The sequence below is a fragment of the Marinobacter sp. L-13 genome (assembly GCF_056857715.1).
Genome location: NZ_JBSXNQ010000050.1, coordinates 1 through 25,687, shown reverse-complemented (window position 1 = coordinate 25,687; position 25,687 = coordinate 1). Strand labels below are relative to the sequence as shown.

Sequence of the window (25,687 nt, the reverse complement as noted above, 5' to 3'; positions counted from 1 at the left end):
CCTCTACGGTTTTGTTTTTGTCTGTTCGGCGAGTGGCGCTGCAGGTTGCGGCATACACTCGATCATCAAATCGGTTCTCGGGTAGATCCGGCAGGCCAGGACTTCCCCTTTATCAAGAGCCTCCGGGGGGCAGTGGGCCTTGCTCATCTTTCCGCACCGGAACTCGCCTTCAACAACGCGGATCTTGCAAAACCCGCAGCCACCGCCCCGGCAACCCACCGGGACACACTTCTTGCCAACCAGCTCCATGGCCTTGAGAACACTCTGGTCCTCCTCACACCGGAACCGGTCGCCGGTCGTGCGGTTGACCACATGGAATACCGCCATGCTTCCTCCGCATCAGATCTTCTTGAAAAGCGCCGAACGCTGGTTGTCTTCCGCACCATCTGCAGCCGTCAGGAACTTCTCCATGAAAATGTCCCGCTCGAACAACCGTCCCTGCATCAACGCGGTAATTGCGGAATCAATCATCGGGGGCGGTCCACACATGTAGGCCTTGTTGCCAGCAAACCGCCCGTCGTAGTGCTCCTTGGCGGCTTCATGGACATAGCCCCGAAAGCCCTGCCAATCGGTGTCGTCGTCGGCATCACTCAGTGCGGGCACGTAAGTAAAGTGCTCATGATCCCTGGCCAGCGCCTCGAACAACTCGCGGTTGTAAAGCTCGGCCTGGTTCCGGGCACCCTGGAACAGGGTGATCTTGCGCTCGTCGTTCTGCTCCAGCAGGTCCAGAATCATGGACTGCGGGCTGGAAAGGCCGGAGCCGCCGGCAATGAAGATCAGATCGCCCGGCTGGGAGCTGCGGACAAAAAATTGCCCGTAGGGGCCGGACAGGTTCAGCTCTTCGCCGACCTTGAGCTGTTCATGGATGTAGGTGGTGGCAGCACCGCCAGGCACCAGGCGAACGTGCAGTTCCACTTCGTCGGACTTGCTGGGCGGGTTGGCCAGTGAGAAAGCCCGGGGGCCGTCCACATCCGGCAATTCGATATTGATGTACTGGCCGGCCTGGAACGTCATGGGGCGGTCCAGCTTCAGATGAACACCCTTGATGGTGGGCGACAGGTCGACGATGTCTGTCACGGTAGCGGTGTAGTCCTCCACCGGGTATCCCTCGAAATCCGGATCGACATCGATATCTGCTTCGATGGTCACGTCACTTTCAACGGTGGCACAGCAGGCAAGCACCTTGCCCTCGTCCCGCTCAATGTCCATCAGGGCAAAGGGCGAGGCGTCGCCAATCTCCACGTCGCCTTCCAACACCTGGACCTTGCACGTTGCGCAGGTGCCATGACCGCAGGCGAAGGGCAGCCAGACACCCTGGCGGAGCGCGGCCTGGAGGATGGTCTGGCCGTCCTCCACTTCAATCTGCTCGCCGATAGGCTCGATAGTCACGGTATGACTCATGGCACTTCTCCCCGCTCAGTAACCGACGTCGGCAATGCCGTTCAGCCCCGGCGTGGTGACCGTGAGCATGCTTTTGTGATCAATGCCGTTGTCTTTCAGGCTGGCGTCAGCCCGCGGCGTGAACGGTTCATCGTTCAGCAGCCACTCGGCATTCAGGAAGTCGGCTTTGGCGGCATCCGGATGGGCGGCAGCTGCCGGTTTGATAACGGTCTCGACGAGATCGCCGAACGTCATATCCGGCTGCACCAGCAACGCAAACGGCGCGCAGAACAGCAAGTGATTGGGCCAGTAGACATACAGCAGTTGCATGCCATTGAAGTTCTCAACCTTGTCTTTCGGTTCGAACTTGTAGTCGTATAACGCGTTAACACTCATGGTGGTCACCTTGTTGTTTTTGTGCGTGGTTCGCCCGACGCCCCAGGCAGCCGGGCGATTCCCGGGTCACTGTCAGGCTGCGTCTTTACTCTGGTCAGCCGGTTTCTGGCCCTTGATGGAAAGCCAATGCTTGTGGTCTGGGGACCCTACGTACTCGAAATTGTCCTCGCCGATATTGATGTGGTAGTACTTCTGCACCACTGTCTCGACGTCGGCACCCTCACAGTTGCCCTGGTAGATCTGGTGCACCGGCAACCAGGCCTGGACGTACTTCTCCGGTTCATCCTTGAAAATGTCGCAGCAGGCTTCGGAGCAGAAGTGGTAGCGCTCGCCTTCATGCACCAGCTGACGATGGCTCAGCTTGGTGGGCGCACCCATCTCGGTAAACAGGGTGGGTACCTGACACACCTGGCATAGCTGCGGCAGGGTGTTGTTGTAGAAGCGCCGGCCAGCGGCGGCTTCTTTCGCCAGGTACTCGTAGCGGGGACGGTAGTACTTGTCGAAAGTCTCCGGGTACTTCTCGGACATCCAGTCCATTTCTTCCTTTTCCGGAATCCAGGTGTGGAAGTTGGTGGCCTGGCTGTACTGGTAGAAGGTGGTCCACAGCTGATGGCTCAGGTGATGCTTGGCATCGTTGGCCACGTCCTGGTATTTGGGCGGACGGATACCATAGCGTTCCAGATCCTTGAACAGGGCACCGCCATTCTGCTCGTAATAGACTTCCCAGGCCTCGGCCCAGCTCATAACCTTGTTCGGCAGCATGTAGTCCATCATCATGCTGACCAGGCTGAGCAGGCGGAACCCGCGCCAGAACCACTTGTCGATCCAGCGCTGAACGATGGGCACGTTGTCCTCGTGCTGCTCCAGGATGAACTTGATCACCTCAAGGCCCAGGGTCATGTGCCGCGCCTCATCAGACTGAGCCGAGAAACCAAAGGTCACCGTGGCCATGTCGCCGTTGTAGGCGGCGCCGGACATAAAGGGCACGAACAGAAGGTTGGTCAGCACATACTCGAAGGAGAACGAGATAGCGGTCAGGAACTCGAACGGGCCGGCCGAGCGAGCATCGTCAAAGAACGACTTGGGCACCGACAGGAACCAAACCCGGTCGTGCATGTAGGCAGCATCGTGCAGGCCATTGAAGTGCTTGTTGTAGTGGCTCATGGCGTGCTGCTGGGTCTGGGAATGACGCAGCTCGTCAATGGCCTGCATCTGGCAGGCCACGCGTGCACCGGCACCACTGAACTGTCTGCCTACTTTGGCATAACCCTGGAACGCCGCATGTTCAAGCGGTGATACGCCGGTCAGGAACAGTTTCAGGGCGTTGACATAGCGGGCATCGGAAATGTTCTGATGGCCGTTGTTCTGGGCAAAGGCATCAAAAATTGCGTACAGCTTCTTCTCTTTTTCCGCCTGGTACTTCCAATAGGCATCCATGGTCAGACGGAACGGGTCTTCCCACTGGGACCAGTCAGTGATCTTGATACCCTCGAACTGCTCGTCCGGGAAGATGTCCTCTTTCTTCTGGTAGCTGGGCTCCCAGGCCATGTCCCGAGTCAGGTACTGGTACTTGTCTTTCAGGTTCAACTTTTTGTTTTTAACAGCCATGATGTGTCTCCCGATTATTTCCACTCAAGGATGAAGTGGTCATCGTCTTCGTCGACGTTGCCGCCAATACTGATGACATCGATAAGCATTTCCTGGACATCCCAGTCGCGGCCCAGCTTTTCTTCCATGGTCTCCCGGTTGATCACCAGGCGCTTTTCGGCCTGGATCCGGATCATTGCCGGCTGGTGCTGAACCTCCGCTTCAGGGTTGTCTTCCTGAATGGCTTCCACCATGTAGCGGGCGTTGTCGTTGTCCTGGAATGCGATGAATACGAGCTGGCTCATGCCGATACTCCCTGGGTGTTGAGCCCGAACTTCTTGAGACGGGTGGCGAGTTGCGCCCTGACCTCATCGAGGGCTTCCACGCCAACGGATGCTTCCGCCAGCGGCTTCAGGGCGTTGTAGATTTCCGGCTCCCACTGGTCGGCCCAGGTCTGGAGCTGCTGGAGGTTGGCTTCGCTTTCGCCGGCAACCACCTTGACCATGGCGTTGGTCCAGCGTTGGGAATCCTTGTACCAGTCGCGCATGAACTCGGTGAGCATGGAAACGTCTTCGGCACCCTGCTCTTCCCACCACTGGTCCATCTTTTCGTAAACCAGCGGGAACAGCAGGCCGTCCATCAGCACGTTCTGAATGAGGGTCAGCTCGAACCAGTCCTGGACAACCAGGGTGTCTTCCACCAGCTTGCGCATGGGTTGCCAGAGCGCATCGTCCATCCAGTAACCCTTGGACTCGTCGAGCCCGGCACCGGTGGTCCCGTCAATCATCAGGGCAATTCGCGAGAGATACTGGCCGATACCGAGACGGTCCATGGCCTGGTAGATATGCATCTGGGATACCGTGGTTGCGGTGGCCTCACCTGCGATTTTGCTGTTGTTCATGTTGGCGCCCAGCTCCAGGTGACGCAGGGGAACCAACAGACGCAGCAGCATGGTGCGGGTTTCTTCCGGCAGACGGGTCAGCAGGTTACGCTTGTCGCAGAAGCCATAGCTGGTCTCGGCGGCCTCCTGCATCTTGGCGCGATTGCCGACGTATGCCCCGTAGTAGAACTGGCGCGGATCAGTCACCGCATACCAGTCTTCCATGCGAATCGCGGTACGCCGCTCGTCGTTGAGCTCGTAATTCGGATCCCACTGGGGGCGGTAGTGGAAATTGGTTTTCGCCTCCAGGTCGTAACTGGCTTCCTGGTAGCGGGTGGCGGGTTTGTCTCCGAAACGGCGTGCGATGTGGCCGTAGGTCTGACGGATGGGCTCCACCGAGTTGGTCTTTATTTCGATAGTCATATCAACCTTACCGTGTTGTTTTTGTGGAACAGAACGTTGATGGATGTTGCTCATTAACGCTGGCCGCGCTCCCCGAACCGCCACTTGACCATGTCTTCGTCGATTTGGCGGATCATGTCGGAGTCCATGTGGACCACGTTGTTGTGCTTGCAGAAGATTTCGAACGCCTCCCTGGGTAGAACCAGTTCGACGAACAGCTCCGGGTGACCGATGGCAAAGTCGAATTCCACGAACTTGTCGCCCGGCTCGCTGCGAACCCGGATATAGCGGGTCATCTCGTCAAAGGATTTGGCTCGTGTCTCGCTGGTCATGATTTGCACCACTGGGTTTGTTGTTGTCTGGGAGGGGACGAGCAACGCGTGTGCCAAACCCGTCAAAAAGCCGAGCGCAAATATCCATCCAACTGTTTTTCAAACAGTTATCAGTCATTCGAAATGAATCAGCGTGAATAGTTCTTGGAGAATACCTGCTGCTTCCGCGGCTATCTTTTTACTAAATGATCAATTTCCCCCGCCCGAATAACCAAATGCTGAGACGCTCTGATCTCGCCCTGCTGCAAGCAGTTTTTTATCATTTGGTTGATTTGTGACATCGATCAGGTATTAACTATTTAAGCGAAATGCCAACAGGCTCTCCGAAAAGAGCAGTCCCCGCCGACAACAACAAAAGGGGTGAACACCATGGCTGCAAGCTACAAGCCACAGCTGAGTTATTCAGACTTCAGGGATCTCACGGACCAGATCCAGTTTCAATCCACGGAGGGCAAAATCTGGTTTGGCGAACAGCGTATGCTGTTGATGAATCTCAGTTCATTGGCAGCATTCCGTCGCGAGATCGTTAATAGCATGGGCATTGAGAGAGCCAAGGGATTCTTCCTAAGGCTTGGCTATCTCTCTGGGCTCAAGGATGCTGAGCTGGCCCGCAAGCTGAGGCCTCATTGCAGTGAGCTGGATATTTTTCTGGCCGGTCCGCAACTTCACTCGCTGAAGGGTATGGTGAAAGTCGTTCCACTGGAGATCGATCTGGACCAGGAAACCGGAGATTTTTACGGACGCCTTGAATGGATCGACTCCTGGGAAGTGGAGATCTGCAAGACCGAGCTGGGTCTTATGAAAGAACCGGCCTGCTGGGTACTGCTGGGGTATGCCTGCGCCTATACCTCATCGTTCATGGGCCGGGAAATCATCTTCCGGGAAGTCAGCTGCCGGGGCTGTGGCGATGAGAAATGCATGATCGAGGGTAAACCTGCGGAGCAATGGAAGGACGGGAAAGAGTTCTCCCGCTACTTCAAAGCGGATCCGATCATCGAAGAGCTTTACGATCTTCAGGCACAATTAAACTCCTTGCGAAGCTCCTTTCAGCGGCAAGAAGGCCAGTATTACGGCATTGGCCAGTCCGCATCCTATAACAAGGTGTGCCGGATGATTGACAAGGCCGCACAGGGAAAGGTATCGGTACTTCTCCTGGGCGAGACAGGCGTCGGCAAGGAAGTAATAGCTCGCAGCGTCCATTTGCGAAGCGCAAGGGCTGATGGGCCCTTCATCGCCGTGAATTGCGCGGCCATTCCGCCGGATCTGATTGAGGCGGAACTTTTCGGCGTTGAAAAAGGCGCCTACACGGGTGCGAACCAGTCGAGAGAAGGGCGTTTCGAACGCGCCAACGGTGGAACCATCTTTCTGGACGAGGTTGTGGAGCTCACTCCCCGAGCCCAGGCCACCCTGCTCAGAGTATTACAGGAAAGTGAACTTGAAAGAGTGGGCGACAATCGCACCCGAAAGGTCAACGTTCGAGTGATCGCCGCCACCAACGAGAGCCTTGAACAGGCAGTCGAGGACGGCCGCTTCAGAGCCGACCTATTTTATCGCCTGAACGTTTTCCCGGTGAGAATCCCACCTTTGCGGGAACGACTTGAAGATTTGCCTTTGCTGGTCGGCCACTTCCTGGAAAAATTCCACGCCCAGTATGAAAAACGCACTCTGGGGTTATCGGACAAAGCCCTGGCGCTGTGCATGAACTATCAGTGGCCGGGCAATATACGGGAGCTTGAGAATGTCATCGAGCGCGGTGTCATCCTAACTGACAACAACGAATCCATCAGTCAGGATGCCCTGTTCGTCTCGCCTCCTCCATCGGAGCCAATGCCCATAGAACGAATTGATGCAGACGGTAATGTCTGCGTCGGCCAGGCTGCCGGCAAGGAGGAAAGCTGGTCTGATCATATCATCAACAGCGGAATCAGCCTGGAGGAAGTGGAAGAAACGCTGATGCGGCAGGCCATGGAACAGGCGAATCAGAATGTCTCAGGGGCTGCTCGAATTCTGGGGCTGACCCGTCCCGCTCTCGCCTATCGCCTTAAAAAAACTGGCATTCTCGATGAAAGCTGATTCTTCAAAGAGTATCTGCGACATGGAAGTTACACCTCCTTCACACCGACTATGACGAAATGGACAACCCAGCCCAGCGCTTGATCATTTGATAAAAATCAACGCTGTAATCCCACGTTATCGAAAATCAAAACCTGCCAAGCACAAAGCATTTTTAATTTTATTTTCAAAAGCTTAGATCGTTTAAATCCGTTCTGGCACAGCCGTTGCTGAACCACCGTCAGTCGCTTTTCCACAAAAACAAAGACGGTGACATAACATGCCATACCCCATGGAATATCCTCGCGGCAAAGTTCCAGTCACGCTCGCTCTTGCGAGTGCGTCCGCGCTGCTGACCGGTTGCGAGGCGCCGCTGAATCTTGAAGCGGTACGACAACAGTCCCAGCAAGCCATTCAGCGAACCGATTTTTTCCAGTCCGTCGCCCGGAACGATCAAATTGTCGCCATCGCCGGCAACAACGGCGCGTTGCTTGTGAGCGAGAACGGCGGTTCGGACTGGCAACGGGTCCCGGTGCAAACCACCGAGAGTTTTCTTTCCCTTGATGCCTGCCCGGACGGCAGTTTCATCGCCCTGACCTTCAACAATCAGCTCTGGCACGGGAACCCTGCCGGTACCCAGTGGACTGCCCATGAGCTTCCGAGCCAGGAGCAGATGATGACCGCCGATTGCGCGCCCGACGGCACCTGGTGGGCGGGCGGCAGTTTCACCACGCTGCAGAGCTCATCGGATCAGGGTACGACCTGGCAGGAAACTTCCCTGAATGAGGACGCCATTCTGACCAACCTCCAGTTCCTCGATCCGGAAACGGCACTTGCGACCGGAGAATATGGCCTGGTTCTGAAAACCCTGGATGGTGGCGAGACCTGGGATTACGCCGGCTATCTACCGGACGAATTCTATCCCCATGCAGCTTACTTCGAATCAGCAGACGAAGGCTGGGTTGGTGGCCTGAACGGTTTTATCTACCACACCACCGACGGCGGAGAAACCTGGGACCGCCAGCCTACCGACACCAGCATGCCGGTGTTTGGCTTCGTCAAGGCCGGCAATGCCCTGTTTGCCCTGGGTGATAACGCCACGGTTCTGGCGTTGTCCGGAGGCAGCTGGACAGGTCTTGAAACACCCAACCAGCCCCTTTACCTGCGCGACGGCGTGGTTCTCGCAGACAACCAGCTCCTGGTAGCCGGAGGCCGCGGTCTGCTCCTTCAACTCGACATTCCCGTGGCCTCAGTGGCCAGCAACAACCGAGGTAACTGATCATGGCCGGACTGCACAGATTCACGCACTTCCTGCACCAGCTGGAACTCTGGATTTTCAGGAATCCTCGGAAGGTCCTGTCGCTGATCGCCATCCTGACGCTGTTTTTCGCGCTACGGATTCCGGGGCTGAAAATCTTCACGGACTTCGCCGATCTGTTGCCCCAGCAGCATCCTTACATCGAGCTGCACAACAGCATCAAGGACGATTTTGGCGGCGCCAACGTTCTGGTGGTCGGTGTTGAATTCGCCGAAGGCGACATCTTTTCCAATGAGAACCTGGCAACCATCGACCGGGTAACACAGGCGGTCGATAACCTGCCCGGCGTGAACCACAACCTGGTTGCGAGCGTTACGCACCGCAATTCCCGGGAGATCTGGCTGACTGAAGTAGGCAGCATTAACTCCGAGCCCTACTACGACTCCACCCGAGGCGAGTATTCCGAACAGGCCCTGAGTGAAATGAAGGCTGCAGTGGCCGCAAACCCAAGAGTCTATGGGCCTCTGGTGTCTCCGGATTTCAGAATGGCTCTAGTCAAAGCACAATTGATCGAAGGCAAGCTCGACTACGAGAAGACATTCGCGCAACTGCAGCAGCTCCGCGAGCAGGAGGCCGGTGACGACGTCACCATCTACGCCACAGGCCAGCCCGTACTTGTTGGCTGGGCCTACACCTACATGGACCAGATTCTGCAGATCTTCATCTTCACCGTTCTGGCCATGCTGGCACTGCTGGTTTTCCATTTCCGCAAAGCCTATGGGGTGCTGATTCCCCTGGGCGGCGTTCTGATCTCCACGATCTGGGGCCTTGGGATCATCAGCCTGCTCGGGTACAACCTGGACCCGCTCGGGCTGGTCATCCCCTTTTTGATTGCTGCCCGGGCCATGAGCCACGGTGTTCAGCTGGTAGAACGTTATTACGCAGAAACCCGCGAGCTGGGCGAGGGCCCAAAGGCCGCCAAGGCTACCTTTGACAGCCTGTTCCGCCCCGGCTCCCTGGGCGTGGTGTCTGACGCCATCGGCCTGTCACTGATCGCCATTGGCTCGATTCCCCTGAACACCCACCTGGGGATCTATGCCTCTCTCTGGGCCATCACCGTTGTCTTCACGGTTCTGATCGGTGTTCCCCTGCTGCTTTCGATCCTGCCCACACCAAAGAATGCCGAGATGCGCGAGACCGCCCTGCGCTATATCGGCAGCAGCTGCTCACGAACCGTGACTCGCCCCGGACGGGCAAAAATTGTACTGGCAGCGGCGGCAGTCTTGATGGGTGCCGGCGTCCTTGCGGCGTCCAACGTCCAGATCGGCGACTCCGAACCCGGTTCTCCGATCCTGTACCCGGACCACGATTACAACATCTCCTCCCGCGTGGTGAATGACCGCTTCCCCGGCTCCGAGGAGCTGTATGTGATCGCCGAAACCGACGAGAAAGGCGGCCTCAAGCGGCCGGAAGTCCTCAAGGCACTGTCAGATTTCCAGGCCCACATGCTCACCGATCCCGGTGTTGGCGGATCCAAGGGTCTGCCCGACCTGGTAAAGCAGGTAAACCGGCTGATGCATAACGACGATCCACGCTGGTATCAGATTCCCCACGATCAGCGCTATGTGGGCGGCCTGATGTTCACCTACATGGCATCAAGCCCGATTCCCGGCGCCCTGGATGAGTTCAATGACACCGACGACCGTGTCGCCAATCTGGTGTTCTTCTACAAGGACCGCCAGGGCGAAACCATCCGCCGGGCCATTCACATGGCCAAGGAATGGATCGCCGAAAACGGTGACAGCGTCGAGGGACTGACCATCCGGCTGGCCGGCGGAACGCTCGGCGTTGCCGCAGCCATGAACGAATCGGCGTTCGACACCAACATGATCGTGCTGCCGCTAGTGTTCCTGCTCATTTTCGCCTTCGTGATGCTGTTTTATACCTCCTGGCACGCCGGCCTGATGATGCTGTTGGCAATGCTGTTCGCCACCACCCTGACCTATGCCTACATGGGCCTGTACGGACTCAGTATCGACATCAATACCGTGCCCGTGATTGCCGTCGGCATAGGCGTCGGCATTGATTACTCCATCTACATGATGGATCGCATACGCGAGGAGATGGCCAAGTGTGGCGAGCTGCGCGAAGCGGTACGCCGGGCCATCGCCACTACCGGCATGGCCATCAGTTTCACCGCGCTCACCCTGATGGCCGGCATCATCATGTGGGTAATTTTCTCTGACCTGCGCTTCCAGTCCGACGCCGCCATGCTGCTGTGCGTGATGATCGTGATCAACGGCATCGCCGCCATGCTGCTGGTGCCCTCCTGGGTGCTGGTGTTCAAACCCCGCTTCATTACCAACGTCTACGCAGACGAAGACGGCATTCTCCATGCCGACCGTCAACGTCCCGAACCGACTCCATCACCGGCCAGCAACCGTCAGGACGGTGAAGGATACGTAGCCGGAGCAACGTCCCGGGCCTGACCCGGGGCAAGCCTCCATAACAACCCAAACGAGGATCTGCCATGCAAACAAAAATAAAAGGCCTGAGTCTGTGGTGCGCTGTATTCTCCAGCACCACTGCACTCACCCTGGCTGCGCTGCCCGGCACTGTTGCCGCGGAGGACACCAGGATCAATGGCTTCTATGAGAACGCAACCTACGCACGTGACGGAGTGGGGCTCTCCAAATTCCGGAACACCATTCAGCTCGAGGGGGAAAAACGGATAGGGAACGTGGGCATTTTCAGCAATGTCTCCGTAAACGGCACGCTTCGCGGTACTTACGACGGTGTCTACGACCTCAATGATGACGAATACGGCAGTGAAGCCGGCGGGCCGGTTCAGCTCCAGGACATTGCCCAGGGCTCGGTTCCTCACGGAGGCGGTATTGCGCCCACACCGCTCTTCGGTTTCGACATCAATGAGAACCCCAACGACGGCATGGTAGTTCTCGGCGAGCACCTGCATGATCAGGACAACGGCGTTGCTTTTGGCGTACCCGTACGTCCCTGTGACGTCGACAGCCGCGGCTGTATCGATGACTACCTCGACAAGGACGAAGATGAGCTGCGTTTCCAGGAGTTCAATGACCGTCTGGATTTCATCCGGGAACTCTATGTTGATTTCGATCTTAACTTCGACAGTGGCAACGTACTCAGCACCCGTCTGGGTAAACAGCAGGTCATCTGGGGCCGCACCGATCTGTTCCGGGTCCTGGATGTGATCAACCCGGTGGACTATTCCCGCAACAACATCTACGACGAGCTGGAAGATATCCGGATTCCCATGTGGATCCTGAAAACGGACTACCGTATGGGCCCGACGGAAGTGTTCGAAGGCTTTGCCTTTGACGACCTGAACTTCCAGGTGGTGTGGAACTTCGACGAGTTCCGTCCCCACGACATCGGCCAGTGCGGCCAGCCCAACGTGATCCTCGACGCCGGCTGTTTCTTCCGGGGCATGAACAACCTCTGGGAAAATGGCAGCACCGTGGCCAACTTTGCAGGCGCCACACCCGATGGTGGTCTGGCCACCGACTTCGGCCCCGGCCAGATCGGTATCCGCCGCGCCAATATGCCGAGCTGGAAGCTGTCCAATACCCAGCTGGGCCTGAAACTGGAAGGTGTCTATGGCGACCTGGGTTTCTCCCTGAACGCCCTGACCTACCGTTCCCAGTTGCCCTCGCTTCGTGGCGGCATTCCAGCCCAGAACCCGTTTGACGGTACAACAGACGTTTATCCGTCCCTGATCGCCTTTGATATCCACTTCCCGCGGGTCAACCTGGTGGGTGGCTCCCTCGACTACTACTCCCAGGGCATCGACACCGTATTCCGGTTCGAGACCGCCTACACCTCGGGCGAGGAGTTTGCCAACACCCTGCGCGAGAGACTCTATTCCGAGTCTGACGTGGCACGTTACGTTATTGGCGCAGACAAGAACGTGTTCATTCCCTTCCTGAACGAAAACCAGTCGTTCCTGTTCTCCGGCCAGATCTTCGGCCAGCACATTCTTGATCACGAGCGTGAGCAGAGAACCTATGGTGAGGCCGGCATTCCGGACTGGGAGCACAACTGGATTGGCACCCTGCTGATTCAGGGCTTCTACATGAACAACCGTCTTATCCCGAAACTGATTACGGCTCACGACTTCCGCGCCCAGGCCACCACGCTAGCCCCGAGTGTTGACTGGATCGTGACGGACCGGTTCCGGGTGACCGCCGGCGCCAACGTGAAAGTCGGGGACGGTGCCCGCAAATTCGACGACTGCCGTTCCTGTAACCCCTGGGATCCGTTCACCCAGACACCGGGTGTGGTCAATCACCAACCAGGTGAGTCCGCCGGTCTGGGCGGCTATGAACCCCTCGGCCGCTTCAAGTCCGGTCCGATCGGCATGGCCCAGGAAGAAGACGAAGTTCAGCTGACCGTTCGCTACAGCTTCTGATCACGAGGTAACACCATGAGACAAAAAACAATGAATACCTTCAAACGCACACTAGTTGCGGGCTGCACTGCCAGCCTGATGGCCACCGCCGCGTTCGCGGACGAGGCGACAATTACCGAGTCTTTTTACCCCTACAAGACCGAGACACCAGGCTTTGAGGGGCTCGAACCAGGCATGGTGATCGACCAGAGCAACGTAGCCCAGTTCAAAGAAATCATTGATCCGGCCTTCTACGGCTTCATTGAGCAGGGCTGGACCACCATTGTTGTGGGCGAGACCACCTCGTTCGACCTTCATCCAAGCTACGTGGAAGCTACAAGGCTGGCCATGGACCAGGTCACCTTGGGCGAGAAGGTCGGCGAAATAAATGGCTGGCAGGCAGGGCGGCCATTTCCGGAAGAACCCAGTTCAGAGGACCCCCGTGCCGGTGAAAAGCTGGCCTGGAACTACAAATACGGCTACAACTGGGGCGATAGCGCCGCTATCTCTCCGTTCTACTGGAAATACCGTGACATGAACTCGGGCGATGTGGAACGGACGATCAAATTCAACTTCCACTTCCTCAACTATAAAGGCCGTGTAAACCAGGAACCCACTCCGGAAATTACACCGAACCCATCTGATCTTTTCCGTGCAATTTACGTGCAGGTACTGGATCCGGCTGACGTACGCGACACCCAGTTGCTCATTCACCGGGCTGCGGATGACCTCAAGCGCGACAACTCCTGGCTGTACCTCGGTTTTCAACGTCGCGTCCGTCGTTTGGCCACCGGTCAGGTCACCGACGCCTTCCTGGGCTCCGACCTGATGATCGAGGACTTCGAAGGCTACAACGGCAGGATTTCCGACATGGATTGGACCTACAAGGGTACCCGTTACATGCTGATGCCGTTCTACAACCACAATGAGCTCAAGCTGGACTCTGAAACCCACAGTGACAGCGACGGCTACCAGGTGGTTGCCTTCAGCGGCCAGGGCGGATGCTTCCCGGATATCACCTGGCAGCTTCGCAAGGTCTATGAGGTCGAGTCTGTGCCGGTCGATGAGAGCCATCCGCTGTCCAAGCGCGTGCACTTTATGGACGCCCAGACCTTCACCATTCCGCGCACCGTCTCCTATGACCGTAAAGGCAGCCTCTGGAAAACCTTCACCATTGGCCAGGCCCATCCGGACCATCACCTGGCCAAGAACAAGGGCACCGGTGTTTCCATCGACGACAGCTTCAGCATGATCGACGTGCAGGCCAGCCACTGCACCACTGGCCAGTTCAAGGGCCAGGTGGATCCTGAAATGTCGCCGCCCAACATGTTCAACGTTCAGTACCTGCGCGCCACGGGCAGTTAACCGGGCATCATTGTTGCTCCTCTTTCGGGCCCGCTTCGGCGGGCCCCTTTTTTGGACTATGGAGGATATCGAACATGACCGATAATCAGTCTGCCATTGGCGAACAGGATTCAACGGCGCCCCTCACCGTAGTTGTTTCGCGGAGGGTCAGGAAGGGCCAGCAAGAAGCGTTTGAAGCGTTAAGTAGCCAGATGACCGAGCGGGCATCCCGTTTTCCAGGTTACCTGGGCACGGCCATGTTCCGGCCAGCTTCCCCTGACGATCCCGAGTACCGGATTGTCTTCAAGTTCCGGGACCGGGAAACCCTGACCACCTGGGAGGAATCGGAAGAACGCGCCGAGCTGCTGGAACAGATCGAAAGCCTGCTGGTGCAGCCCAGCGAACGGGAAGTCACCTCCGGCATCGTGACCTGGTTCACCCTGCCCGGCCAGAACCCGGTGCAACCACCACCCAAATGGAAGATGACTATTGTCAGTTGGCTGGCACTTTACCCCGCTGTGACCCTGGTGTTCGTCATTTTCGGAGACCTGCTGGCCCAGGTGCCACTATTGCTGCGGACGATGATCGTCACAATCGTGGTGATGGGGTTAATGAGTTATGTGTTGATGCCCAGAATGACGAAATGGTTCGCCTTCTGGTTGTTTCCCCGACAGAAGGGACCCTCCCGTTGAGCGAACGATTCATGGATGCCTGACAAGAGCAAAGTCAGGGAGCAAGCCAGGCCGCGCTGACCCGCTCCCGACCGACTCAGAAATGAATAACCGACCGGATGCTCTTACCCTCGTGCATCAAGTCAAACGCCTTGTTAATGTCTTCCAGCGGCATGTTGTGGGTAATGAACACATCCAGCGGAATCTCGCCCTTTTCGGCTTTTTCCACGTAGCCCGGCAACTCGGTACGGCCTTTCACGCCGCCAAACGCTGAGCCTTTCCAGACCCGGCCGGTGACCAGCTGGAACGGACGGGTGCTGATTTCCTCGCCGGCGCCGGCGACGCCGATGATGACGGATTCGCCCCACCCCTTGTGGCAGCACTCCAGGGCGGCGCGCATCACCTTGACGTTACCGATACACTCGAAGGAATAGTCCACGCCGCCGTCGGTCATTTCAACGATCACTTCCTGGATCGGCTTGTCGTAGTCGTTGGGATTGACCACATCGGTCGCACCCAGCTGTTTGGCGATGTCGAACTTTCCCGGGTTGATGTCGATGGCAATGATGCGACTGGCCTTGGCCATGGTGGCACCGATGATAGCCGCCAGGCCGATACCACCCAGGCCGAAGATGGCTACCGTTGCCCCTTCTTCCACCTTGGCCGTGTTCATCACCGCACCGATGCCGGTGGTCACGCCGCAACCGAGCAGACACACCTTCTCAAGGGGCGCTTCCTTGGGAATCTTGGCCAGGGAGATCTCGGGCAACACGGTGTACTCGGAGAAGGTGGAGCAACCCATGTAGTGGTACAGCGGCTTGCCCTGGTAGGAGAAGCGGGAGGTGCCGTCCGGCATCACGCCCTTGCCCTGGGTGGCCCGAACGGCGCCGCACAGGTTGGTCTTGCCGGAGGTGCAGAACTTGCACTCGCCACACTCGGCGGTGTAAAGCGGAATCACGTGGTCACCCACTTCCAGGTTTTTCACGCCCGGGCCCACGGCCTCCACAATACCACCGCCTTCGTGGCCGAGGATGGTCGGAAACAGGCCTTCCGGGTCGGCGCCCGACAGGGTGTAGGCATCAGTATGGCAGACGCCGGTGGCAACGATGCGCACCAGCACTTCACCTTTTTGCGGCGGGGCGACATCCACTTCAACGATTTCCAGCGGCTTGTTGGCTTCAAAGGCCACCGCGGCACGGGATTTGATCACTGGCATGCTCCTCTGGTTCTGTCAGGAATCTCGGGCATTGCTGATTCCCTTTGTATGATGAATTGACAGATTGACGGTTTGACGATTACTAGACGACTGGTCTACTATAGCAAATATGACGTCAACCGACACCCGCACTCACATTATTCACACCGGCGCCGACCTGATCGGCCATAAAGGCTTTGGTGCGACAGGCATCAACGCCGTGCTGACCGCAGCTGGCGTACCCAAGGGGTCGTTCTACCACTACTTTAGCAGCAAGAATGATTTCGGCCTGGCGGTCATTGATACCTTCGCGGAGGAATACGACGCCAAACTGGATCGGATTCTCAATGACACCAGCCGCTCCTGCGTCGACCGGCTGCGCGCCTACTTCGACACCGGCTTTGAAACCATGACCAGCTGCGAGTACACCCGGGGCTGTCTGATCGGCAACCTGGGCCAGGAACTGGCGGGACAGAACGAAGCCTTCCGGCAGAGGCTGGACTCGGTCTTCGCCAGCTGGGAAAGACGCTTTGAGCATTGCATCCGTGCTGCCCAGCAGGCCGGAGACATCAGCGCCGACATCGACGCGGCAGACGCCGCCAGTTTTCTTCTGTCCGGCTGGGAAGGCGCCATCCTGCGTTCGAAGGTCCTCAAGTCCACCGAACCCATGGAGAGGTTCGTGCGAGTCTTTTTCAAACACTGCCTGAACATCGGCTGAAATTTTTTTCGATTGCCGACTAGTAGACTGGTCTAATTAATATCATTTGATCCTGAAGGAGGATGCCCGATGAGCAACCAGAACGATCCACTTTTTCAACCGCACCATCTGGGCGAACTGGCCCTGCCCAACCGGATTCTGATGTCACCACTGACACGTTCCCGCTCAAGCCAGCCCGGGGATATCCCCAACGACATGAACGCCCGCTACTATCAGCAGCGGGCCAGCGCTGGCCTGATTCTCAGTGAAGCCACCCAGGTTTCGCCGCAAGGCAAGGGCTATGCCTTTACCCCCGGCATTCATTCGCAGGAACAGATTGAAGGCTGGAAGAAGGTAACCGGGGCGGTGCACATGGCCGGCGGCCGAATTCACATGCAACTGTGGCACGTGGGCCGGATTTCCCATCCGGACCTGCAACCGAACGGTGAAAAGCCCGTTGCGCCTTCTGCCATCAAGCCCGAAGGTGCCAAGACCTTCATCAGTGCCGACTCCGGCATGGTGGATATCCCGGAGCCCCGGGCCCTGGAAACCGCGGAAATGACCGACATTGTCGAGCAGTACCGCCAGGGTGCGCTGAACGCAAAAGAAGCCGGCTTTGACGGCGTTGAAGTCCATGCGGCCAACGGCTATCTGCTGGACCAGTTCATCAAGAGCGGCAGTAACCATCGCACTGACGAATACGGTGGCTCGGTGGAAAACCGTCTGCGCCTGCCATTGATGGTCGTCGAAGCGGTTATCGACGTCTGGGGCAAGGACAAGGTCGGCGTCCGCGTCAGCCCCACGGGTAGTTTCAATGCCATGGACGACGACAACCCGGCCGAAACCTTCGGTACCTTCGCCCGGCACCTGAACGACCTGGGCATTGCCTACATCGAAGTGGTGGAAGACTCCTTCCAGGGCAATCACGCGAACGGCCGCCCGGAAGAAGTCATCGACGCGATCCGCGCCGGCTTCAAGGGCACCTACATTGCCAATGGCGCCTACACCGCCGACGAGGCCCGAAAGCGTATCGACGAAGGCCGGTGCGATCTGGTCACCTTCGGCCGCCCGTTTATCGCCAACCCGGATCTGCCGGAGCGCTTCCGCCAGAACGCGCCCCTGAACGACTGGGACGACAGCACCTTCTATGGCGGTGATGAACACGGTTACACCGACTACCCGACACTGATAGAACTCGAAAAAAGCGCCTGAACAGCGCTTTCATTCCCAAAGGAGACAAACCATGAGCAACACCAATGACCCGATCAACAGCAAAGTAGTGATTATTACCGGCGCCAGCAGTGGTCTCGGTGAAGCCACGGCCCGCCGCCTGGCAGACCGGGGCGCCAAGCTGGTACTCGCAGCACGCCGGGAGGACCGCCTGAAAGACCTGACGGAAGATCTCAAATCCCGGGGCGCCGAAGCCATCTGGCAGGTCACCGACGTGACCGACCGCAATCAGGTTGAGTCTCTGGCCGCTGCGGCAAAAGAGGCGTTTGGCAGGATCGATGTGCTGGTCAACAACGCCGGGCTGATGCCCCTGGCACCGCTGGACGCCCTCAAGGTTGATGAGTGGGAACAGATGGTAGACGTCAACATCAAGGGCGTGATGTATGGTATCGCCGCTGTACTGCCGACCATGCGGGAACAGCACAGCGGGCACATCCTCAACCTGTCGTCGGTCGCCGGGCACAAGGTCTTCCCCGGTGCCGCCGTCTACTGCGCCACCAAATATGCGGTGAAGGCGCTGTCCGAAGGCGTTCGTATGGAAGGCGGCGACGAGATCCGCAGCACCAACATCTCGCCGGGAGCCGTCGCCACCGAGCTCACCAGCACCATCACTGATCCCGACGCGAAAAAGGCGGCGGATGAGCTCTACGAAGTCGCCATTGATTCCGATGCCGTGGCCCGGGCAGTTGTCTATGCCATCGAGCAGCCGGCGGATGTCGATATCAATGAAATCATCCTGCGGCCGACGGCTCAGGAGCTGTAGAACTTCTCTCGATCCTCGAACCCTGCACCATGCTGCCCCGCAAGGGCAGCGTTGGTGCAAAAGATCCACGGCCAGTCTCATCAAAATCCTCGAAAGATCACCACCTACCTGCGAAGTTCCCACGCACATCACATATCATTGTTGCGCCCCCAAAAACTTTTCCGAATCTGGTACGTATCTGAAGGGTTGAATCAAAAGGCCAAGGAGCATCCACCTTGCATACGCTTTACTGGTTTACCCGGGATCTTCGCCTGCACGACAACGCCGCGTTGCTGGCGGCCTCGAAGTCCGACGTGCTTTTATGTGTCTACGTTGTTGATCCCCGCTGGTTCGCACCGGGGCCACTGCAAAGCAAAGCCATGGGCGATCATCGCTGGCGCTTCCTCTGGCAGAGCCTGATGGCGCTGGAGCGAACCCTGCGGACGCTTGGCCAGCGCCTGCATATTGCCTATGGCGAGCCGGAAGCCGTGGTCCCCGAGCTGGTGCATGCCCACCGTATTGCCCGGGTTGTCCGGTCGCGGTTGCCGGGCACCCGGGAAGCTGGCCAGTGGCGCGCGATCAAGGACAAACTGCCACAGACCCTGTTCCAGCAATTCGAAACCCTGAGCCTGTTTACCGAGGGCTCCCTGCCCATGACCCTGCAGGATCTGCCGGACACCTTTTCCCAGTTCCGCAAGCAGGTTGAGAAAACCGGAGAACGCTGTACCGAGCGTTTGCGTATCCGCACTCTGACAGCCCTGCCTCCGCCACCAGGGTTCCCGGAGGACAATCGCGGCGACTGCCCGCCGATACCAGAGCCGATGCATCCATTGCAGTTTATGGGGGGTGAAACAGCTGGCGTGGAGCGGCTTCGGGAATTCCTGTACGGCAACCACAACATTGACCGCTACAAGGAGACCCGCAACGCCCTGGACTCCTGGGACGCCTCCTCAAAATTCTCGCCCTGGCTGGCCAACGGCAGTCTCTCGGTTCGCGAAGTGGCGGAAACCATCACAGAGTACGAAGCCAGTGAGACCAAAAACGAATCCACCTATTGGCTCTGGTTCGAACTGCTCTGGCGGGAATACTTCTACTGGTACGCCCTGAAACACGGCGCCAACCTGTTCCGCCGGGATGGCGTCCAGCGCAAGCGTCGACACGGCACCTTCTATGGCCACCGTTTCAAGGCCTGGTGCCAGGGCAACACAGAATACCCAATCGTAAACGCGGCCATGAATCAGCTGCGTGAAACCGGTTACATGAGCAATCGGGCCCGGCAACTGGTAGCAAGCTGTTTCATCAACGAACTGGGCCTCGACTGGCGATACGGAGCGGCATGGTTTGAAGAGCAGTTGATCGACTATGATGTAGGGAGCAACTACGGCAACTGGCAGTACCTGGCTGGCGTGGGGGCGGACCCGAGAGGCCTGCGGCAATTCAATCTGGAAAAACAGACGCAGCAGTACGATCCCACCGGCACCTTCATTGACCGCTGGGGCGGACACGCGGAACAGCCTGTAGGTTTACACACAGTGGATGCGGCAGACTGGCCCTTGTAGCAATAAGGCGAACAGCCATGACGGATAGGAAGGACAACGGCAATACGGCACGTGAGACCCTGGCTCGCATCATCGATACCAGCTCTCCCTCTACCTTGCTCAGTTGCGGCAACCTCGCGACCGAAGTCTCACGGATCTGGCAGAAATATCAGAAGGGCGTTGACGTTCACACACTGGACACCATCGACCCCAATGCCCACCTGCTCCTGGACCGGGTGGCAGACTTGGCCCTGGTTACCGAAACCCTCGAACATCTGCCCCACGACGAAGGCGCCCTTCTGCTGGGACAACTCAGGAACTATGGCACCCATCAGATTGCGGTTCTTGTGGGAGAGGCTCCCGACTGGGCGTTTACGGACTTCATCGGCCTTGGCTTCCGTCGCCATGCCGAACTGGAAAATGATAACGGTGCACTGACGCTGTACACCTACAATCTGGATACTTACAACCACAAGCGGGCCTGGAACAATCCAGAGAACTGGGCCAATCCGGAAATGTGGGGCAAAGCATGGTGGTAGAAAGCGCAGAAGTGAGCAGTCCGTCTTCCCGAAAACTCAAACCCAGTACGATCCGGATCGGTACCCGTTACCGGGCCAACCGACTGAAAGGCCCTTACGACGCCATTGTAATCGGCTCCGGCATTGGCGGCCTGACAACGGCCGCTTGCCTGGCCAAGGTCGGCAAGAAGGTGCTGGTACTCGAACAGCATTACACCGCCGGCGGCTACACCCACAGCTACGCCCGCAACGGTTACGAGTGGGACGTGGGCGTTCACTATATTGGCGATATGGGCTCACCCAATACCCTGGGCCGGCGACTGTTCGATTACATTACCGACGGCAAACTGGAATGGGCACCCATGGATGAGAATTACGACCGTTTCTTTCTGGGAGACAAGGTCGTCAATCTGCGTGCCGGCAAGGAGGGCCTTCGGCTCTCCTTGCTGGATGCCTTCCCGGATGAACAGGGAGCCATCGACCAGTATGTAAAACTGCTGGGGAAGGTAGCCGACGGCATGCAGTGGTATACGCTTTCCAAGCTCACGCCCGGACTTCTGAGCCCGCTCGTTCATAAAGGCCTGGATATGGCCTTACCGGATTACTTCAACAAGACCACCTGGGACGTTTTGAGCGAACTGACCGACAACCAGGAACTGATCGGTGCGATCACCGGCCAGTGGGGCGATTGCGGCGTCACACCGAAGCAATCCAGCTTTATGGTTCATGCGCTGATCGCCAAGCACTACCTTTACGGTGGCTTCTATCCGGTTGGCGGCGCGTCGGAGATCGCAAAAACCATCATCCCCGTCATCCAGCAGCCCGGTGGTGAGGTATTCACCTACGCCGATGTGACTGACATCCTGGTCGAGAAGGGCAAGGCAACCGGCGTGCGCATGGCCGACGGTGAGGAAATCCGGGCACCAATGGTCATCAGCAACGCCGGGGTGATCAACACCTTTGAAAAATTGCTGCCGGCTGAGGCCGCAGAAAAAATCGGCTACAAGCGCAAACGCCGGCACATTATTCCCTCCATGCCCCATATCGGGCTCTACATCGGCCTGAAAGGAACTCCGGAAGCGCTCGGGCTGCCGCGCACCAATTTCTGGATCTACCCGAGCGCCGATCACGACAGCAACGTGCAACAGTTCCTGGATGATCCGGAAAACACCGAGTTTCCGGTGGTGTATATTTCCTTCCCGGCAGCCAAGGACCCGGACTACCAGAACCGCTGGCCTGGCACCTCCACCATAGAGATTGTCGCACCAACCACCTGGGAGATGTTCGAGCCCTGGCAGGACACTACCTGGGGCAAGCGCGGGGAAGACTATGAGGTCCTTAAGCAGAAAATTACCGACCAATTGCTGGAAGTGATGTACGAGAAACTCCCGCAGCTTCGGGGCAAAGTGGATTACGTGGAGACCTCCACGCCGCTGTCTACCGCCTGGTTCTGCCGCTATGGTCGGGGCGAGCTCTACGGTCTGGACCACAACCCTGAGCGCTTCGAACAGGACTGGCTGAAACCGAAAACCGACATTCCCGGGCTCTATCTCACCGGCCAGGACATCCTTACCTGCGGCGTGGTGGGCGCGATGATTGGTGGGCTGGTCAGCACCCTGGCCATCCAGGGCTGGCGCGGCGCCGGGTTGGCAAAACGTATTTTTGTGGGGTAACAGGCGTTGCCCAGGCCGATCTGTGCCGATTGCGGCATGCACCTGAATATCTGTGTCTGTGAAGCCTGTGCCCCGGTGCCGAACAGTACCCGGGTTTCGGTCCTTCAACACCCAACCGAGGTGGGTCACCCCAAGGGTACCGTGCGCATACTGGCCCAATGCCTCGCCAGAGTCGACGTTTTCCAGGGCGAGACGCCAGACGATTTTGACCAGGCCGGCTTCAATCCACACACAGAAGCCGGACATTCCGCGCTGCTGTTCCCCGGTCCCGGCAGCGACACGCTCGAATGCGCAAACCTCCATGACATCCATCACTGGATCATTCTGGACGGAACCTGGCGTAAGGCCGCAAAGATCCTGCATCAGAATCCTGCCCTGGCGGCGCTGCCCCGCTTCCATTTGGCGGAACCTCCGGCGTCTGCCTACGCCATCCGAAAGGCCCCGGGCAAGCAACACCTGGCCACAGCAGAGGCGGTTGCCTATCTGCTGAACGTGGTCGAGCCGGGCCTGGATACCCGGCCCATTTCCAGAGCCGTGCGCTCACTGGTGGACAAACAGCTCGCCCAGATCCCGGCCCGGCTGCACAAGCATTATCAATAAACCGATGCGGGTGAGACGAGCGGCCGATGCGGACGTAATCTCCGGAAACCTGAACAAAACCGAGAGCACCCCATGTCCGCGCAATTCGACTCTGCAGACCTCTCCCGCATTATCGAGATGGCCTGGGAAGATCGCACACCCTTCGAGGCCATCGAAGCCCTCTATGGCCTTCAGGAGAAAGACGTCATCCGCCTGATGCGACGTGAGCTGAAGACTTCAAGCTTCCGGCTCTGGCGCAAGCGGGTAACCGGACGCAGCACCAAACACCGCCAGTTGCGGCCCGAAGGGGTGAGTCGGGGCTATTGCCCGACCCAGTACAAGCATCGGTAAGCGTCGCACCATTGGCATTGCCGGCATGGCTGCGCGATCATGAACACTCAGGTAACAAGCAAGGAACCAACGCAATGGCAGTGTTCAACCAGAAAGATGCCCGGGAGCAACTCGATGCCGAGGCCAGCAAGGTACACCGGTCCGACCTTGAGACTCTGCTTGAAAGACAGCGCGCGATTGAAGAAAAGGTGAAGGGTAGCGGCAAGCTGGCACGCTTCAGCGGCGACATCAAGCTGATGTTTTCCATGATCCGCGACTACTGGTACGGCAATTACCGGAGCGTACCCTGGAAGACAATCGCGGCAGTGGCAGGGGCACTCCTGTACGTGCTGAACCCGCTGGATGTCATTCCCGACCTTTTGTTCGGCTTCGGATTTATCGACGATGCCGGCGTCGTGGCCCTGTGTCTGAAACTGGTAGAATCCGATCTGCTCCGCTACGCTGAGTGGAAGGAACATCAGGAAGAATCTGAAAACCGGGTCAGTGCGAATTGATTAATTTCTGAACTGACGGTATTCTCCCGCCCCTGCTGTAGGAACACCTGAATCAAATCTGGAGTTGTCGTGGATTTAGCCACTCTCATCGGTCTTGCCGGCGCTATTCTGCTGATTGCATCCGCCGTTATTCTTGGTGTTTCACCTTCTGTATTTATCAACCCTGCCTCGTTGCTGATTGTCGTGGGTGGCACCATGTTCGTGGTGTTGGCCAAGTTCAGCGTCGCCCAGTTTCTTGGCGCCTTCAAAGCGGCCGCCCGGGCCTTCAAGTTCAAGCTGCCGGAAACCCAGGCCAGCATTGAAGAGTTGGTGGATATCGCCAACGTGGCCCGCAAAGAGGGCGTTCTTGGGCTGGAGGATAGAGAGATCAGCAGCCCGTTCCTGGCCCAGGGTATACAGATGCTGGTGGACGGTCAGGACGGCAAGACCATCAAGGAGCTCTTGAACAAGGAGCGCCTGATGACCCTCGACCACAACCGTTCTGGCGCCAAGGTATTCACGGCCATGGCCGATGTGGCGCCGGCCATGGGCATGATCGGCACGCTGATTGGTCTGGTTCAGATGCTGTCGAACATGGAAGACCCGAAGTCCATCGGCCCGGCCATGGCGGTCGCACTGTTGACCACACTGTATGGCGCCATGATTGCCACCATGATCGCGACTCCGATTGCCGACAAGCTCTCCCTGCGGATGACCGAGGAAGCGCGCATGCAGTCGCTGTACATTGATGCCCTGGTGGCCATTCAGGAAGGCACCAATCCCCGGATCATCGAGCAGATGCTGTCGAGCTACCTGCCCCCCAAGGAACGCGAGAAAGCGGCTGCAGCTGAAGGCGCCTGACCATGGATGAATTGCCTGAAGAGGAAAAACCGGGGATTCCGGCGTGGGTAGTTACCTTCGCCGATCTCATGTCCCTGCTGATGTGCTTCTTCGTGTTGCTGCTGTCCTTCTCGGAGATTGATGCCCAGAAGTTCAAGCAGATCGCCGGTGAACTCTCCAAAGCCTTCGGCGTTCAGCGGGACGTGCCGGCCCTGGAAATACCCAAGGGTACCAGCCCCATTTTCGACAAGTTTTCTCCCGCACCGCCCGAGCCTACCGTGGTCAACGAGGTCAAACAGACCACCACAGAGGAAGCCCCCGAGCTGCAGACCCTGAAAAGCCCCACCGACATGGCCGTGGAGGCTGCCATGGAAGAGCAGCTGCAGGAAACCATGGACGAAATCCTCAAGGTGCTGGAGCCGGCGATCGCCGATGGGCGCATCAATGTAAGCGAGGATCAGCGGCGGATCGTGATCCGGGTGGAAGAAAAAGGTTCGTTTCCCTCAGGTTCGGCTCAGCTGACCTGGGAATTTGAGGGCCTGTTGCTGGACATGGCCGAGGTTATTGAGGGCATCCCCGGCGACCTGACCATTGAGGGCCACACCGACAACGTGCCTATCCGTACCGACCGCTTCTACAGCAACTGGGATCTGTCGGCTGCCCGGGCCGCCGCGGTGGCCAACGTGCTGGTCGCCCGGGACCAGGTTGAACCCACGCGACTTTCCGTCACCGGACTGGCGGATACCGAACCCAGAGTTCCGAATAGCTCAGCAGAAAACCGGGCCAAGAACCGGCGCGTGGAAATCATCATTGATCTCTCCGGCCCGATGCAGGAACAGGAGGTTCGCCTCCGGGAACTGATCCAGTCCGAATCGGACGATGACCAGTCGGCACTCGGGATCGAATCCGACAGCTCGACATCAAACGAAATCAGCTGGTAAGCGCACTCTATTTTGGTGCGCCCGACACCAAAACGCACAATGCTAGCCCGGATTTCTCATAGTGCTCCAACAACCTTCGCAGACCAAGCCTGGTAGTGCCAGATCCGAGTGGTCATGGTCGAAGTTGGCGATTATTTAGCCAGTTTCCGGCATTCAGGCACAACTCCCCCTTTCCCCCATTG

The 25,687-nt window shown here is 57.9% G+C and carries 25 protein-coding genes; 17 read left to right on the top strand and 8 right to left on the bottom strand.

Translation table 11 applies throughout. The annotated features are described in order from the left end of the window. Positions 1-3: 3 nt before the first annotated feature. The 7 genes from AC13DD_RS08110 to AC13DD_RS08080 form a co-directional block, all read right to left on the bottom strand. Entirely contained in the window at positions 4-327 is a 324-nt protein-coding gene (locus AC13DD_RS08110) for a 2Fe-2S iron-sulfur cluster-binding protein (RefSeq protein WP_136630691.1), read from the bottom strand. Positions 328-339: 12 nt separating this feature from the next. Beyond that, positions 340-1,401, bottom strand: a complete 1,062-nt coding sequence (locus tag AC13DD_RS08105) for an NADH:ubiquinone reductase (Na(+)-transporting) subunit F (RefSeq protein WP_136631159.1) — start codon at positions 1,399-1,401, stop codon at positions 340-342. Between the two features lie 15 nt (positions 1,402-1,416). After that, positions 1,417-1,776 carry a phenol hydroxylase subunit P4 gene (locus AC13DD_RS08100; RefSeq protein WP_069182668.1) on the bottom strand — a complete coding sequence of 120 codons (360 nt, stop codon included), beginning with the start codon at positions 1,774-1,776 and terminating at the stop codon, positions 1,417-1,419. Positions 1,777-1,848: 72 nt separating this feature from the next. After that, positions 1,849-3,384 (bottom strand): aromatic/alkene/methane monooxygenase hydroxylase/oxygenase subunit alpha, encoded by a 1,536-nt coding sequence (locus AC13DD_RS08095; protein ID WP_136630689.1) that lies wholly within the window; start codon positions 3,382-3,384, stop codon positions 1,849-1,851. Positions 3,385-3,398: 14 nt separating this feature from the next. Further along, entirely contained in the window at positions 3,399-3,668 is a 270-nt protein-coding gene (locus tag AC13DD_RS08090) for an MmoB/DmpM family protein (protein WP_069182666.1), read from the bottom strand. After that, a complete protein-coding gene (locus AC13DD_RS08085; RefSeq protein WP_069182665.1) occupies positions 3,665-4,666 on the bottom strand; it encodes an aromatic/alkene monooxygenase hydroxylase subunit beta in 1,002 nt (333 codons plus the stop codon). The genes AC13DD_RS08090 and AC13DD_RS08085 overlap by 4 nt, the downstream gene beginning before the upstream one ends. Before the next feature lie 53 nt (positions 4,667-4,719). Then, the gene (locus AC13DD_RS08080) at positions 4,720-4,977 is read right to left on the bottom strand and encodes a phenol hydroxylase subunit (RefSeq protein WP_136630688.1); all 258 of its coding nucleotides are present in this window, start codon (positions 4,975-4,977) and stop codon (positions 4,720-4,722) included. 369 nt (positions 4,978-5,346) lie between these two features. Here AC13DD_RS08080 and AC13DD_RS08075 point away from each other — a divergent pair, with 369 nt between their 5' ends. The 6 genes from AC13DD_RS08075 to AC13DD_RS08050 all read left to right on the top strand — a co-directional run bounded on the left by AC13DD_RS08075 (position 5,347) and on the right by AC13DD_RS08050 (position 14,749). Further along, on the top strand, positions 5,347-7,050 hold the full coding sequence (locus tag AC13DD_RS08075; protein ID WP_136630687.1) for a sigma-54-dependent Fis family transcriptional regulator: 1,704 nt from the start codon (positions 5,347-5,349) through the stop codon (positions 7,048-7,050). Between the two features lie 259 nt (positions 7,051-7,309). Next, positions 7,310-8,308 carry a WD40/YVTN/BNR-like repeat-containing protein gene (locus AC13DD_RS08070; RefSeq protein ID WP_083231746.1) on the top strand — a complete coding sequence of 333 codons (999 nt, stop codon included), beginning with the start codon at positions 7,310-7,312 and terminating at the stop codon, positions 8,306-8,308. Positions 8,309-8,310: 2 nt separating this feature from the next. Next, a complete protein-coding gene (locus tag AC13DD_RS08065; protein ID WP_069182662.1) occupies positions 8,311-10,776 on the top strand; it encodes an efflux RND transporter permease subunit in 2,466 nt (821 codons plus the stop codon). 41 nt (positions 10,777-10,817) lie between these two features. Further along, entirely contained in the window at positions 10,818-12,734 is a 1,917-nt protein-coding gene (locus tag AC13DD_RS08060; RefSeq protein WP_136630686.1) for a DUF1302 family protein, read from the top strand. Positions 12,735-12,749: 15 nt separating this feature from the next. Beyond that, complete coding sequence (locus tag AC13DD_RS08055) at positions 12,750-14,078, top strand: DUF1329 domain-containing protein (protein ID WP_069182660.1); 1,329 nt, start codon at positions 12,750-12,752, stop codon at positions 14,076-14,078. Between the two features lie 74 nt (positions 14,079-14,152). Beyond that, positions 14,153-14,749, top strand: a complete 597-nt coding sequence (locus AC13DD_RS08050) for an antibiotic biosynthesis monooxygenase (RefSeq protein WP_069182659.1) — start codon at positions 14,153-14,155, stop codon at positions 14,747-14,749. Positions 14,750-14,825: 76 nt separating this feature from the next. Here AC13DD_RS08050 and AC13DD_RS08045 read toward each other — a convergent pair whose 3' ends face one another. Next, positions 14,826-15,938, bottom strand: coding sequence for an S-(hydroxymethyl)glutathione dehydrogenase/class III alcohol dehydrogenase (locus tag AC13DD_RS08045; protein ID WP_069182658.1), 1,113 nt, complete (start codon positions 15,936-15,938; stop codon positions 14,826-14,828). Positions 15,939-16,053: 115 nt separating this feature from the next. Between AC13DD_RS08045 and AC13DD_RS08040 the strand changes: the two genes are divergently transcribed. The 11 genes from AC13DD_RS08040 to AC13DD_RS07990 all read left to right on the top strand — a co-directional run bounded on the left by AC13DD_RS08040 (position 16,054) and on the right by AC13DD_RS07990 (position 25,505). Next, positions 16,054-16,641 carry a TetR/AcrR family transcriptional regulator gene (locus AC13DD_RS08040; protein ID WP_069182657.1) on the top strand — a complete coding sequence of 196 codons (588 nt, stop codon included), beginning with the start codon at positions 16,054-16,056 and terminating at the stop codon, positions 16,639-16,641. 69 nt (positions 16,642-16,710) lie between these two features. Beyond that, entirely contained in the window at positions 16,711-17,832 is a 1,122-nt protein-coding gene (locus AC13DD_RS08035) for an alkene reductase (protein ID WP_069182656.1), read from the top strand. A 31-nt stretch (positions 17,833-17,863) separates the two neighbouring features. Further along, complete coding sequence (locus AC13DD_RS08030) at positions 17,864-18,613, top strand: SDR family oxidoreductase (RefSeq protein ID WP_069182655.1); 750 nt, start codon at positions 17,864-17,866, stop codon at positions 18,611-18,613. A 215-nt stretch (positions 18,614-18,828) separates the two neighbouring features. After that, complete coding sequence (locus tag AC13DD_RS08025) at positions 18,829-20,151, top strand: DASH family cryptochrome (RefSeq protein ID WP_069182654.1); 1,323 nt, start codon at positions 18,829-18,831, stop codon at positions 20,149-20,151. A 17-nt stretch (positions 20,152-20,168) separates the two neighbouring features. Then, a complete protein-coding gene (locus tag AC13DD_RS08020) occupies positions 20,169-20,669 on the top strand; it encodes a DUF6231 family protein (RefSeq protein WP_069182653.1) in 501 nt (166 codons plus the stop codon). After that, positions 20,660-22,321, top strand: a complete 1,662-nt coding sequence (locus tag AC13DD_RS08015; RefSeq protein WP_069182652.1) for a phytoene desaturase family protein — start codon at positions 20,660-20,662, stop codon at positions 22,319-22,321. Before AC13DD_RS08020 ends, AC13DD_RS08015 begins: the two co-directional genes overlap by 10 nt. Before the next feature lie 6 nt (positions 22,322-22,327). Further along, entirely contained in the window at positions 22,328-22,921 is a 594-nt protein-coding gene (locus AC13DD_RS08010) for a tRNA-uridine aminocarboxypropyltransferase (RefSeq protein WP_227514451.1), read from the top strand. A 72-nt stretch (positions 22,922-22,993) separates the two neighbouring features. Further along, positions 22,994-23,251 (top strand): TIGR03643 family protein, encoded by a 258-nt coding sequence (locus AC13DD_RS08005; protein WP_136630685.1) that lies wholly within the window; start codon positions 22,994-22,996, stop codon positions 23,249-23,251. Between the two features lie 74 nt (positions 23,252-23,325). Next, entirely contained in the window at positions 23,326-23,745 is a 420-nt protein-coding gene (locus AC13DD_RS08000; RefSeq protein WP_482931046.1) for a YkvA family protein, read from the top strand. A gap of 69 nt (positions 23,746-23,814) precedes the next feature. Next, a complete protein-coding gene (gene pomA, locus AC13DD_RS07995) occupies positions 23,815-24,585 on the top strand; it encodes a flagellar motor protein PomA (protein ID WP_069182649.1) in 771 nt (256 codons plus the stop codon). A 2-nt stretch (positions 24,586-24,587) separates the two neighbouring features. Next, positions 24,588-25,505, top strand: a complete 918-nt coding sequence (locus AC13DD_RS07990; RefSeq protein WP_069182648.1) for a flagellar motor protein MotB — start codon at positions 24,588-24,590, stop codon at positions 25,503-25,505. Positions 25,506-25,687: the final 182 nt, after the last annotated feature.